Source organism: Paenimyroides tangerinum (assembly GCF_003865405.1).
Lineage (GTDB): Bacteria > Bacteroidota > Bacteroidia > Flavobacteriales > Flavobacteriaceae > Flavobacterium > Flavobacterium tangerinum.
In genome coordinates, this window is sequence record NZ_RQVQ01000055.1 from 1 (window position 1) to 13,455 (window position 13,455).

Below are 13,455 nucleotides of genomic sequence, written 5' to 3' on the forward strand. Positions count from 1 at the left end.
ACTTGCTTTGCTATGCTCACTTTCATCCGCTGCGAGTGGTTCACTTTATCCGTTCTATCCATGAAATCAAAGATTTAAAAAAAATAATCATTCACCAAGCGAATGAGAAGATGGATGAGGAAATTTTAAAAAGGTTTTATAAACTTTATGACTATCCAATTCCCGATCATATTATGCCAATGGTTATAAGTACATTAGGGAACAGTTCTGTAGCGACAGTACCAAGCTTACTATCTATGGTTTTACATGATGAGTTAGAAAACCATAAATTAGAACCAGGTGATGTTATACTCTTAGCATCAGTAGGAGCTGGGATGAATATAAATTCGATCTTGTATAAGATTTAAATAAAAAAAGGCATGTAAAAAAATTACATGCCTTAGATATAAAAACCTTTTGGGTTATTTTCTTCTAACATTAACAGCCATTAGACCTTTTTGTCCGCGCTCAATGTCGAAAGTTACATCATCGTTCTCACGTATGTCTTCCATTAATCCTGAGTTGTGAACAAATACGTCTTCATTACCATTTGTTTGAGAAATAAAACCAAAACCTTTAGTTTCATTGAAAAATTTTACTGTACCTTCTTGCATTCTTGTTATTATTTAATTTATTATTTTTTTAAATCAACTGCTTGGTAACCCTTTGCACCTAATTCTTTTTTATATGTTACTTTATTGTTTTTTTCAAAAGTTTGAGTAAGTTGACCTATATGAAAAAAAACACTTTCACCTGTTTCATCTTCTGTAATAAAACCAAAACCTTTATCACTTATGTAATTTACAATTCCCGTGAAATCATCGTTATGACGTGCTGCAGATTCTTGTGCTTTTTTAGCTTTTGCTAAGTCAGCATCTCTATTCTGAAGATGAGGAGGAACAGCTGTAAAATGGCCATTCACGTCTACGTAAACAATCATATCTTCAAAATTTTTGCCCCTATTGTTGTTCTCTTTACGATCGTCTCTTCTAAGTTGCTTATCTTTGGATCTTTTTATTTTTTTCTTGGTATTTTCTTTTTTAGTAAAAGATTCTGCCATAATTTATCTTATTTGATTATTAATTAAACTTTATTGTATGGCAACAGCCATTTTAAAGCCAATTAGTTTTTGTATACTTTGTAATTCTTTCTTTTCTTGGCGATCACAAAATGAAACCGATGTTCCATGATATCCAGCACGTCCTGTTCGACCTATTCTGTGAACATATGTTTCAGGTACATCTGGTAATTCATAATTAACGACATGTGGTAATTCATTAATGTCAATACCTCTAGCAGCAATATCTGTAGCTATAAGTACTCGTATTTTAGAACTTTTAAAATCATCCAATGCACGTTGTCTTGCATTTTGCGATTTATTACCATGTATTGCAGCTGCATGAATTCCAGACAACAATAAGCTTTTAACTAATTTGTCGGCACCATGTTTAGTTCTTGCAAAAACTAATGAACGATTAATCTTCTTATCATCAAGAATTTGAACAAGCAAATCAAATTTTTCATTCTTCTCTACAAAATAAACGGACTGTTTCACAGTTTCTGCTGTTGAGGATACTGGCGTTACGTTAATTTCTATGGGTTCTTTAAGAATTGACTGAGAAAATTTTCTTATTTCTTGCGGCATTGTTGCCGAGAAAAAAAGTGTTTGCTTTTTTACGGGTACTTTTGTTAGAATCTTTTTAACATCATTTACAAATCCCATATCTAACATACGATCAGCCTCATCAAGTACAAGTATTTCAATATGTGCCAAATCAATGTACCCCTGAGAGATTAAATCCAATAACTTTGGAGCCAACCATTTCGTGTTCAGAAACAGAAGACTAAGTAATAATAAAAAGAAAATAATTTGATTGATCCAATAGACAAAAGGCAGTTGCATCCCATAAGAGAGCGGTATCATTAAAAATATTAATATCGCCAATAGGATAACTCCTACTAAATTAGTGACTTTATTTTGATTTACGATCTTTTCTTCCATTCCTGCTAAGTTCAAATAAAAAATTAAATCTGGCAACATTTGTCGACCAAGCTCTACTTTTAGCAGATGAGAATAGCTATTCCCTCGATGAAGCTATTATTTAGTTTTCTATTCAGTAATCTATGAATTTATGTAGGTAAAAGCTTTAGTGTAAGTATGCAAATCATAAATTAATTCCATAACTGAGAAAATAAAGTATCAATTCTCTTTTTCTTATACAAATAGAAGCGACGAACAAACTATAGCCCCGCCGAGTCATTACGATTTATAGGAATATTATTAATACGTGTTTTCATTTCCGCTATAAAATAATTAAGCAGCCCAAGCAAAATATCATTTTTACTTTTAAAATGATGATACAAAGCTGATTCCGACAAATTGATGTCGGTAGCCAAAGTTTTGATTGTCAGGTTTTTAATTCCAAACGTATCAATCCGAGTAATGATTTAGTTTTCTAATCCATTTATAAACTTCAAACCATAATACTGATACACAAGCAATCCCCGCAGCTGTACCTAATTCTTCAATTTTCAATCCAGTTAGGTGAAAGAAATTAGCGAAAAACTCAACATACAAAATTGCAAACAGCAGGATTAGAGCTAAACCACTAACCACAGCAAATAAATAATTTTTGTTCTTGAAACTTTCAAACAAACTGTAATGGAACGAGCGGTTGGTTAAGCTCAATAAAATATTGGCGAAAATCAAGGTGGTGAAAACCATTGCTCTTGTTTTTTCTTCGTTTCCACCATTCTGAACAGCCCATTGATAGGCAAACAATACACCTGCGGTAATCACCAATCCCTGAATAATACTGATCATCAACTCTTTCCAATTAAGAAATGTGTCAGTCATCCTTCTTGGCTTCTGTAACATGGTATCCTTTTCCATAGGCTCATTTTCGTATACGATAGAACACGTTGGTCCCATAACCAATTCTAAAAAAATAACATGTACAGGAGTAAATATCTGTGGATATATCCAACCTAAAAACAAGGGTAAAGAAACCGTAAGGATAATTGGAATATGAATAGAAATAATATATTGAATGGCTTTTTTAATATTGTCATAAATTCGTCTTCCCGATGCAATTCCGATAATGAGTTTATCCAAATCATCATTGGTAATCACTAAAGCAGCGGCAGCCTTTGCAATCTCTGTGCCTTTACTGCCCATTGCCACACCAATGTGCGCAGCTTTAAGCGCAGGACCGTCATTTACCCCATCACCCAACATAGCCACTACTTCTCCCTTCTTTTTTAAAGCATTAACCACAGCCAGTTTAGCATCTGGAAACATTCTTGTGAACAATACTTTTTCTTCCACACTTTGTAAAAGTTGTTCTTCCGAACATTCCATAATCTCTTTACCTTCAATCACCGCTTCTGTATGCGCAATACCCGCTTGTGTTGCAATACTTTTGGTTGTGTCTTTGTTATCACCAGTGATGACCTTAACTTTAATTCCTGCGTCATAAATATGTTTGAAGACATCCTGAATACCTTTTTTAGGCGGATCATAAAACACAACCAATCCCAGAAATTCAAAGTTGAAATCTTGTTGTCTTTCTGGGAAGTTATTTCCTTCAAAATTTGATGAAGCCACTCCTAAAATACGAAACCCTTGCTGTCCTAACGTTTTAATAATGTTACGAATTTTGTCTTTTTCCGCATCCGAAAGTGATGAAACAGCGAGAATAGCTTCTGGCGCTCCTTTTGCTGCAATAATTCGCTTTTTTGCTTCATTTTCGAAAAGATGAGTCATCATGGGAGGTTTTCCTTCTAACGGATACTCGTGAAACATGGTATAATCCTTTCTTTGATCCGTTTTTTGGGTTTGTTCATAAACGCTGTGCAATGTTTTCTCCATGGGATCAAAAGGCACAGGTTCACTACTCCACATTGCATAGTCAATTAGTTGCGCAAGTTTGTCCTGATTAAACTCTTTTTTTTCATAAATTTTATCTGATTGATAATCGTAAAGATGCTTTAACTGCATCGTGTTTTCGGTAATGGTTCCCGTTTTATCTGTGCAGATAACAGTCGTGCTCCCTAATGTTTCCACAATACTACTTCGCTTAACAATAATTCCCTCACGCATGAGTTTCCAAGCTCCCAGCGCCATAAAAGTAGTGAATGCTACAGGTATTTCTTCAGGCAGCACTGACATAGCTAGTGTTAGTCCATTAAGCAAACTATCCACAAGATTATGGGTGTGATAATAATTGACTACACAAACAATAACGAAGATAATAATCCCCACAATTGCCATTGCTTTTACGAACTTTGTGATTTGAAGCTGTAAAGGTGAAATCTCTTCTTTGATTGTTGCAAGTGATTTACCTATTTTTCCGATTCGCGTCTGCTCTCCAATTTCTTCGACTTTAAAGACTGCAAGCCCAGAAACAGCCAATGTTCCACAATATATCCGTCTATCGTCACTTTCGCTATTCTTAAAAACAGATAAACTCTCTCCTGTTAACGAAGATTCGTTAACTGAAAAATCATTACTGTGAACAATGATACCATCAGCATTAATCATCTTTCCTTCTTCGGTTATACAAAGGTCACCTACTACAATTTCATTTGTCGGAATTTCAACAAGTTGTGCATTTCGAATTACTTTGCTCAACGGTTCATTGAGTTCTTCCAAAGCCTCCAAAGCTTTTTTACTTCGAGTATCTTGATAGAAAGAAATAGCAGAAACCGCAAAAATTGCCAATAACATAAACACAGCTTCTCCATAATCACCTACAATGAAATAGATTACTGAAATTGCAAAAAGCAAGATAAGCATGGGTTCCTTTAATATGTTCAACAACAATTCTAGTCCTGAACTTTTGTGAACACCAGCCATTTTATTATAACCATGTTGTTTTCGTGACGCAGTTACCTCACTATCGTCAAGTCCTTTTAAATGTTCAGGTATATTATATTGCATAATTATGATGATTTAACATTTTAAAAATAGTAATTTTATTGTACTTAAATTAATAAAACATGGGCTTCTTCAACGCTAAAACCACTTGGGCAAATAAAGAGTTTATACTGTTTAAACTTTGTGTTGCCAGTATCTACACCATTGTAGGCAGTTACTTTCATCGTTTTTTTGAAAATTACTACCTACCTCTTTTTGTTTTATTTGGTATTACAATGATTTGGACGGTGACTTTATGGCTAAGGAAAATGAAACATAAAAGCTAAGAGATTTATCGAATCTCTTTTTTTAATTCGTTTACCCATGCTTCCACTTCTTTTTTATCGGTTGCAGATAATTTTGCATTATCGTGAATCAATGTGTAGGAAGTTAATGGCATTTCATCTTTGTTGATGGTTTCTACTACTTCGTCCAACTTGTGCAACTTTTTCTTTATTGTATAAGTATTAAACTCATCGAAATTCAGATGTTTTTTACCATCGCGTATATGATCATCTAACCACCATTTTACTGGCTGTACATTGCTATACCACGGATATGTGGTGTTATTGGAATGACAATCGTAGCAACTTGTTTTTAATAATTGCTGTATTTTGGGAGGAACGCTGTAATGTTCTTCTATAGCATTTTTAGACGCTATAGGATTATTATTTTTTTCTATTCCAAAAAACTGAATAATTACGAGTACTAGCACAATAACTAATGCTAGCGTTTTAAATGTTGATTTTTTCATTTTTACTTTATTTTTGTTAAAACTAATGTTTGGTGTTTTATTCTTCTCCCTTATTTTTCAATGCCATTAACAAGGCATACGCTCCCCTTTCGGCTATTTTTTTATCTTGTAATGTTGCTGCATTTTTAATTTCAAGCCAGCCATTACCCGAGTTTCCGACCTGTACCTCTATCATTTCAAATGTATTTGAGTCTAAAATCTCAAACACATAGTCTTTCCCTTCAAAAGAGACCACACTTTCTTCTGGAAGTGCCTTAGTTTTGTTCTCAGGTACTGTAATTTCTGCATTCATATACATGCCTGGTATTAACTTAGGATCAACCTCTTTTAATTTTGCATAAACCGCTACTGCCCTATCTGCCGAAAAACTTTTACCTATTTGAATGAGTTCTGCCTCATACTTCTTATCAGGTTTACTGTTTGTATAAACGGTTACTGACTGTCCAATTTCAATGGCATCCAAATCTTGTTCAAATACCTTTAATTTTAAATATAAATCAGATAGGTTAATCAATTCTAACAAAACATCATTTGGCGAAATATACTTACCTATATTCACAAAGATGTCTGATACATAGCCGTTGAAAGGGGCGTAAATTGAAATACTCTCACGAATATTAGCTACTGAAACCTTATTGGGATCAATGGTAATTAATTTCAACTTTTGTTCTAAAGAACTCTTGCTAATGAGCAATGTTTTGTAATCAGCTTCCGCTTGTAAGTAGACCTTGTCACTGCTTGCTTTGTTTAGATTTAAATCTTTCTGACGATGGTACTCTGCTTCGGCATTTACTAATTGCGTCTTAGTTGTAAGATAATCTTGTTGCAACTGAATAAACTGGTTGTCTTCTATTACCGCAAGTACTTCTCCTTTTCTAACAAACATTCCTGGCAATAGTTTAGTTGACTTTACATAGCCTCCTAATGCACTACTGATTGAAACTAAGTTCTGTGGTGGAACATTTAGTTCTCCGTTTAGTTTCAAGTTTTTTGTTATAGTTCTTTCTTGTAAAACAACTGTTGATAAATCAAAAGTTTTTAATTCTTCATCTGTTAATTTTAAACTGTTATTGACTTCTTCTAGAACTATTTCTTCTGCTAATTTTTCTTTTTCTCCACAACTTATCAATGTAAAGAAAGCGAGAATGATGATGATATTTTTCATGTTATTTAGAAATAAGATATTGAATGTTTATGATACTTTGATTAAGTAACAGCACACTGTTATAATAATCATTTTTAATTTGAATGGCTTGATTGCTCAACATTACCCAATCTAAATAGTCTATTTCTCCTAGGGTAAATTGTTCTTGAGCTGTTTTAAGTATTAGTTGCGCTCTTGGCAATTGTTTTTGCTCATAACTGTTCACGATTTCTGACTGGGTATTTAATTCCTCTATCGCTTTTTCATACATAGATTCCCATTCTACTTTTTTATAGGCTAATTCGTTTTCTGCAAACAAAACCTTTTGTTCTTCTGCTTTAATTTGAGATTTCTGTCCTCCAAAAAACAAAGGGATACTAATACCTACTTCAAAAGAATTGAATCGATTCTTGTTTAGATCATTAAAGCTTTGATTAAAAAAACCTACAGATAAACTAGGTAACAACTTTGCTTTTTCCAATTTCACATTGGCTTTAGCTAGGTCTACTTCTTGAATAGATTGCTGAAATGATGGGTGACTTCCTAAATCGATATTAGGATCTATTAAAACAGATTCTATCGTTATTTTATTTGCAACAGGCTCATAAGAGATCTCTGTATTCAACATGAGCTGTAACTGAATCTTTGTCAATTCAATTTCAGTAACCAAAGTTTTTAACTGTATAGCGCTATTTTCTCGTTGTAGTTCAGCCGCTGTTTTTTCAAGAACATTACTTGCTCCTTTATCAAAGCGAAGTGTTGCCTTTTCTAAAAACGATTCATACATAGCATCTGAACTTTTTAAAACTCTTTCCTTTTCATGCAATACTAGAATATGATAAAACATTTCGGTAACTGCTTTTTTAATTTCAAGCTTATTAAGATTGGTTGCAATAACTGCTGCATTCCATTCTTCTTTAAGAACTTTTTTCTGTTTATTATATACAGTAGGAAAACTAAATGACTGATTAACTCCAAACTTTTGGTCTGAAGTAGCTGAGTTTATTTGTCCAAATTCAGCTGTAACGTCTGCTTGAGGAAGGTTGGCAGCTGTAGAAATACGTTTCTCTGCATAAGTAGCTAATAACGATTTACTTTTCAGAGTTAAGTTATTATCCATAGCCATTACAAGTGCATCTTCCAATGTTATATTCTGAGAAAATGCTGAAAGATTTACAGTCAAAAATAATAGAAGCACTCCTTTTTTTGAAAGCCTTTTCAATTTAGGCAAATGCAATTTATCAAATAAAACATATAAAATAGGCAACACAAAAAGCGTAAGGAAAGTTGCAATCATTAAACCTCCGATAACAACAGTAGCTAAAGGACGTTGCACTTCTGCACCAGCTCCGTTACTCAATGCCATTGGTAAAAAACCTAATGAAGCTACAAAAGCTGTCATTAAAACGGGGCGTAATCTAGTTCGCGTACCATTGAGAACAATAGTGATTAAATTTGTTTCACCAGATTCCCGTAATCTATTAAACTCAGCAATCAATACAATCCCATTCAATACCGCAACACCAAATAATGCAATAAACCCGATTCCAGCGCTTATACTAAACGGCATACCCCGCAAAGCAAGGAAGAAAACACCTCCAATAGCAGAAAGAGGAATAGCGCTATAAATAATCAAACTTTGTTTGAGCGAGTGGAAAGCGAAATACAACAAAATAAAAATTAGAATTAAGGATACGGGAACTGCTATCATCAATCTGTCTTTTGCTTTATTAAGATTTTCAAAAGCACCGCCATACGTTACATAATAACCTGGTGAAAATTTCAATTGTTTATCCGCTTTAATTTGTAGTTCATCTACTATACTTTGTACATCGCGACCACGCACATTGAAGCCTACTACAATTCGTCTTTTAGCATCTTCACGCTGAATTTGAGCTGGACCATTTTCTATGGAAATTGCCGCTAATTGATATAATGGAATTTGTCCACCATTTGGAATGGGAACTAAGAGATTTCTAATATCGTCAAAATGTTCTCTTTGCTTCTCATCTAAACGCACAATCAAATCAAACCGTTTTTCTCCTTCAAATACCTGTCCTGCGCTTTGCCCTGCAAAAGCAGTATTTACCAATTTATTAATTGTTGAAATATCTAAATTATACTGCGCAATATTAGCGCGGTTGTATTTAATGATAAGCTGTGGCATTCCTGTAATGGGCTCTATATACAAATCCTCTGCCCCTTTTACCGTTTTAATGATTTCTCCAAAACGATGTGCATAAGTAGCTAAACTATCTAAATCTTCTCCAAAAATCTTACAAACAACATCTTGCTTGGCACCTGTCATTAACTCATTGAAACGCATTTGAACAGGAAATTGAAAGCCAGTACTAATTCCCGGAACAGCTTCTAATGATTGACTCATTTTTTCTGCGAGCTCAGGAAAAGTTTTGGCAGAAGTCCATTCTTTTTTATCTTTTAAAATAACCATCATATCACTAGCTTCCATGGGCATTGGATCTGTTGGTACTTCGCCACTTCCAATTTTAGTTACTACCATTTTTACTTCTGGGTATTCAGACTTTAAAATACCCGCAGCTTTTTGCGTATAATCGATTGTGGTTTGAAGATTACTACCTGTTAAAACCTGTGTGTCGACAGCAAAATCTCCCTCTTCTAAAGCGGGTATAAATTCTCCTCCCAAGTTAGACAACGTGAAAATGGCAAACACAAAAAGAGCAAGTACAAGGGCAATAACTGTTTTAGGAAAATGCAATACTTTTTCAAGAGCGTTATGATGAACGCTTTCTACACGTGCCATGGCTTTGTCTGAAAAATTAGGTTTGTGCTTTGTTTTCTTACTTAAAATCAACGAGCTCATCATAGGAATGTACGTTAGAGAAAGAATAAAAGCACCAATCAATGCAAAAGCAACAGTTTGTGCCATGGGTTTAAACATTTTTCCTTCAATACCTTCTAATGAAAAGATGGGTAAATACACTATAAGGATAATAATTTGTCCAAAAACGGCGCTATTAACCATTTTAGATGTAGAAGAACTTACTTCTTCATTCATTTGATTTTGAGAGATTTTGTTTACATCTAAAAATTTCTTTCCATGATAGAGTTGATATAAAACAGCTTCTACAATAATAACAGCTCCATCTACAATTAGTCCAAAATCCAATGCTCCTAAACTCATTAAGTTTCCACTAACTCCAAATAAATTCATCATGATGATTGCAAACAACATCGATAACGGAATAACGGAAGCAACCAACAAACCTGCTCTAAAATTCCCTAAAAACAATACCAAAACAAAGACTACAATTAAAGCACCTTCTGCCAAATTTTTCTCAATCGTTCCAATAGCATTATTTACCATTTTACTACGATCCAAAAATGGCTCTAAAACCACTCCTTCAGGCAAGGTTTTTTTAATCGTTTCAATACGTTCTTTTACATCTTTAATTACCTCATTGCTATTGGCTCCTTTTAACATCATTACAATGGCTCCTGCAACTTCCCCTTTATCATTGTAAGTCATCGCACCATAGCGTGTTGCAAATCCAATTTTCACTTCCGCCACATCTTTCAAAAGCACAGGGATATTATCTGAAGTAGCTGCGATGGATATACTTTCAATATCTTCTGTATTGCCAATAAGTCCTTCACTGCGTATGTAAAGAACCGTAGGACCTTTCTCAATATAGGCTCCACCCGTGTTTTGATTATTATTTTCTAAAGCTGCAAATACATCACTAACTGTTAAGTTCAACGCTTGCAGTTTATTGGCATTTACAGCTATTTCATACTGTTTTAATTTTCCTCCGAAACTGCTTACTTCCGCAACCCCTTTAACGCCTAATAACTGCCTACGAACAATCCAATCTTGAATAGTTCTTAATTCGGTAACGTCGTATTTATCTTCATACCCTTTTTCTGGGCGCAATACATATTGATAAATTTCTCCTAATCCTGTTGATATAGGTCCTAATTCTGGAACACCTACTCCATCAGGGATTTCATTCTGAACCGTTTGAAGTCGTTCCGAAACTTGTTGTCTTGCCCAATAAACATCCGTTTTATCGTCAAAAACGATAGTAACTAATGAGAGACCAAAGCGAGAGAAACTTCTGATTTCTGTAATTCCGTGGATATTGCTATTTGCTAACTCGATAGGAAAAGTCACCAAACGCTCAATATCAGTGGCACCCAATGACGGAGCCACCGTGATTATTTGCACTTGGTTATTCGTAATATCAGGTTGTGCATCAATAGGTAGTTTTGTGGCTTCATAAATACCAAAGCCAATGAGGGCAATCGTAAACAGCCCTATGATGAGTTTGTTCCGAATGGAAAACTCAATAATTTTATGTAACATATTCGTTTTATTAAAAATGAGATAAATGAATTAGAGACGCGATTACATTATAACACATCTAAAAGCATTGTCATTTCAATTAAATACTCGTATACAGCAATTTAGTAGCCTTATGGCAAAACTTTCCGTACAAGTAAATTCAATCGAAAACCCAATAAATAATTAAACGAATTCTGGAGGTTGCCAAATAGAAGAAAGAAGGCTATTTTCTAAGAAAGCATCATCAAAAGAGATTGCTTTTTGGCGTTTACTTTGAAAAGGTTTGTTCTTTATTTCAAAAGTAATAAGAGGATTAAATACAAAACAAACACTCAATACATCAGCCTGTGCTATAAAAGGCAACTTCTGATCTTGTTCATAATCCTCATCATAAGGATGACCTTCTAAATGGTTGTTGTAGTGAATTTCAAGGAAGTCTATAAGAGTTAGCTCTGGGCTTTTATCTTTATGTTCGATATAGTGTTCTACCAATACAGGAAACTTCAACAACTGAGAAAGTTCTGTTGTTGAAATAAGGTAGATTGAAATACAAAATAGTACGAACATCTTTTTCATATAAACAAAATTACATAAAAATAGCTTTGAATTTAAGTGTATGTTCTATTTAAAGTCATACTAAATATAAGTTATACATCTAGCTATAAATTAGGTTAATTATTCCTTTTTCTCTATTGTTTCTTTCATTCTTATCCAAACGATAATACCAGAAAAAAGCGTGATAATTCCGGCAATATGCACTGCCCAAATCAGTCCAAAAAAAGCACCAACAATACCTGCTATTAAAGCGCCTATGGCGTAGCCCATATCACGCCAAAAGCGGTATACACCCAAAGAAGAAGCGCGCCAGCTTGGGTGCGCAGCATCGCTAACAGCTGCCAACAAAGCTGGATAAACCATTGCTGTTCCTAAACCCAAAAGTACAGAACCAATTAAACCAGCAATCAATGGATTAAATAGTTCCAAACCAATAACGATATGACCGAGTACCTGTACAAACATTCCCCAAACAATCAAGGGTTTTCTACCCCATTTGTCGGCTAATGGTCCCGTTACAATTTGCCCAACACCCCATACCACAGGATATACAGCTTTAATCCAACCGACCCCCTCTAAACCCACGCCTAATGAGATAAAAAGTAATGGAAATACACCCCAGGACATTCCATCATTGAGGTTGTTTATCAACCCTGCCTGCGAAATAGAAAAGAGATTTTTGTTTTTGAAGGAAGTTTCTTTGAATATCCACCACAAATTGGGTTTATGTGATTGTTCGCCCGATGTGGTCTTTTGGATCTGATGTGCTTCCAACTCGGCATATCTCCGAGTGTCTCTGATTACGAAAATAGAAAGTAATAAACCTATGATTGTGTAGGCAATTCCGACATAAAAAGGTTGTGGTCGCAGTCCGTAATGCAATGCTAAATAACCCGTTAGTAAAGCAGTCAATCCAACAGCCCCGTAGCCCGCAGCTTCGTTTAGTCCCATTGCCAAACCTCTACTTTTCTTACCTACCAAGTCAATTTTCATATTGACAGTCATAGACCAAGCCAAACCTTGACTTACGCCAAGTAATACATTGGCAAATAGAATCCAATTCCAACTGGGTGCATAAGCCAATAAAAACGGAACGGGAAGCCCAATAATCCAACCCAAAACTAAGACTTTCTTACGAGTATATCGGTCTGCTAAAACACCCGAAATAAGATTGGTAAATGCCTTAACAACACCAAATGCAATAATGAATGAAAAAACAACGACATTTGATTGTATTTTAAATTCTTCGGTACCTATTAATGGCACTACGGTTCGTTCCAAACCAACCATTCCACCCACCATCACATTGACAAGTACCAAAAGGGTAAATTGCTTCCAATTTTCTTTTAATCCTAATTTATTTTGCTCCACTTATGTATTGTTTTCAAGAATGTTTTTAGGTAGTTAATATGGTGTGTTTTTTATTTTTTGAATTGATAGGTTGCATTTACAAAAATATTATTTTCATATAACAACGTAGTTCTTTTTAAAGGTAATCTGCTAATTCGTAGATAACCAACATCCAATTTCAGATTAGTAAAAATGCAGTATTCCAACTGAATTCCAATTCGGTTATGGTCAAAAAAATGCGTCTTGTCTGTGCCGGAAAAGTTTAGCAATAATTCATCATACACTGATAGTTTGACCTGTTCTGTAAAATCGTAACGAAAGCCTAAACGATTTCTAAAACGGGTAATGTTTGATTGGTTATTGTCAAATGCAAAAAACGGCTATAGTATACCACCTTCAGCGGATTAAAGTGAGCATAGCGCAACGGCTCA

Annotated in this window: 11 protein-coding genes and 1 pseudogene; 1 reads left to right on the forward strand and 11 read right to left on the reverse strand. The window is 34.5% G+C overall.

All coding sequences use genetic code 11. The annotated features are described in order from the left end of the window. A partial coding sequence (locus EG240_RS15125; RefSeq protein ID WP_317127025.1) for a 3-oxoacyl-[acyl-carrier-protein] synthase III C-terminal domain-containing protein occupies positions 1-347 on the forward strand: 347 nt, incomplete at its 5' end. Positions 348-401: 54 nt separating this feature from the next. Here the strand turns inward: EG240_RS15125 and EG240_RS15130 are convergent. The 11 genes and pseudogenes from EG240_RS15130 to EG240_RS17115 form a co-directional block, all read right to left on the reverse strand. Then, entirely contained in the window at positions 402-593 is a 192-nt protein-coding gene (locus EG240_RS15130; RefSeq protein ID WP_125020192.1) for a cold-shock protein, read from the reverse strand. Between the two features lie 20 nt (positions 594-613). Continuing rightward, positions 614-1,039, reverse strand: coding sequence for a cold-shock protein (locus EG240_RS15135; protein WP_125020193.1), 426 nt, complete (start codon positions 1,037-1,039; stop codon positions 614-616). Between the two features lie 30 nt (positions 1,040-1,069). After that, positions 1,070-2,020: a DEAD/DEAH box helicase gene (locus tag EG240_RS15140; protein ID WP_125020194.1), complete on the reverse strand. Its 951-nt coding sequence runs from the start codon at positions 2,018-2,020 to the stop codon at positions 1,070-1,072. 200 nt (positions 2,021-2,220) lie between these two features. Next, the gene (locus tag EG240_RS17005) at positions 2,221-2,427 is read right to left on the reverse strand and encodes a TetR/AcrR family transcriptional regulator (RefSeq protein WP_203229327.1); all 207 of its coding nucleotides are present in this window, start codon (positions 2,425-2,427) and stop codon (positions 2,221-2,223) included. Continuing rightward, the gene (locus EG240_RS15150) at positions 2,411-4,921 is read right to left on the reverse strand and encodes a cation-translocating P-type ATPase (protein ID WP_125020195.1); all 2,511 of its coding nucleotides are present in this window, start codon (positions 4,919-4,921) and stop codon (positions 2,411-2,413) included. The genes EG240_RS17005 and EG240_RS15150 overlap by 17 nt, the downstream gene beginning before the upstream one ends. 268 nt (positions 4,922-5,189) lie before the next feature. Then, positions 5,190-5,612, reverse strand: coding sequence for a heme-binding domain-containing protein (locus EG240_RS15160; protein WP_235830401.1), 423 nt, complete (start codon positions 5,610-5,612; stop codon positions 5,190-5,192). Positions 5,613-5,688: 76 nt separating this feature from the next. After that, positions 5,689-6,816 (reverse strand): efflux RND transporter periplasmic adaptor subunit, encoded by a 1,128-nt coding sequence (locus EG240_RS15165; protein WP_125020198.1) that lies wholly within the window; start codon positions 6,814-6,816, stop codon positions 5,689-5,691. A 1-nt stretch (position 6,817) separates the two neighbouring features. Then, positions 6,818-11,140: a CusA/CzcA family heavy metal efflux RND transporter gene (locus EG240_RS15170; protein WP_125020199.1), complete on the reverse strand. Its 4,323-nt coding sequence runs from the start codon at positions 11,138-11,140 to the stop codon at positions 6,818-6,820. Between the two features lie 162 nt (positions 11,141-11,302). Then, complete coding sequence (locus EG240_RS15175) at positions 11,303-11,686, reverse strand: hypothetical protein (protein ID WP_235830402.1); 384 nt, start codon at positions 11,684-11,686, stop codon at positions 11,303-11,305. A gap of 108 nt (positions 11,687-11,794) precedes the next feature. Further along, complete coding sequence (locus EG240_RS15180) at positions 11,795-13,045, reverse strand: MFS transporter (protein ID WP_125020201.1); 1,251 nt, start codon at positions 13,043-13,045, stop codon at positions 11,795-11,797. Positions 13,046-13,095: 50 nt separating this feature from the next. Next, positions 13,096-13,377, reverse strand: a pseudogene (locus EG240_RS17115) (DUF2490 domain-containing protein); the annotation flags it as partial. Between the last annotated feature and the right edge of the window lie 78 nt (positions 13,378-13,455).

Excerpts from the sequence above, each read along its gene's own strand:
- EG240_RS15130 (WP_125020192.1), bottom strand. The coding sequence starts at position 593 with ATGCAAGAAGGTACAGTAAAATTTTTCAATGAAACTAAAGGTTTTGGT.
- EG240_RS15135 (WP_125020193.1), bottom strand. The coding sequence starts at position 1,039 with ATGGCAGAATCTTTTACTAAAAAAGAAAATACCAAGAAAAAAATAAAA.
- EG240_RS15140 (WP_125020194.1), bottom strand. The coding sequence starts at position 2,020 with ATGTTGCCAGATTTAATTTTTTATTTGAACTTAGCAGGAATGGAAGAA.
- EG240_RS15150 (WP_125020195.1), bottom strand. The coding sequence starts at position 4,921 with ATGCAATATAATATACCTGAACATTTAAAAGGACTTGACGATAGTGAG.
- EG240_RS15165 (WP_125020198.1), bottom strand. The coding sequence starts at position 6,816 with ATGAAAAATATCATCATCATTCTCGCTTTCTTTACATTGATAAGTTGT.
- EG240_RS15170 (WP_125020199.1), bottom strand. The coding sequence starts at position 11,140 with ATGTTACATAAAATTATTGAGTTTTCCATTCGGAACAAACTCATCATA.
- EG240_RS15175 (WP_235830402.1), bottom strand. The coding sequence starts at position 11,686 with ATGTTCGTACTATTTTGTATTTCAATCTACCTTATTTCAACAACAGAA.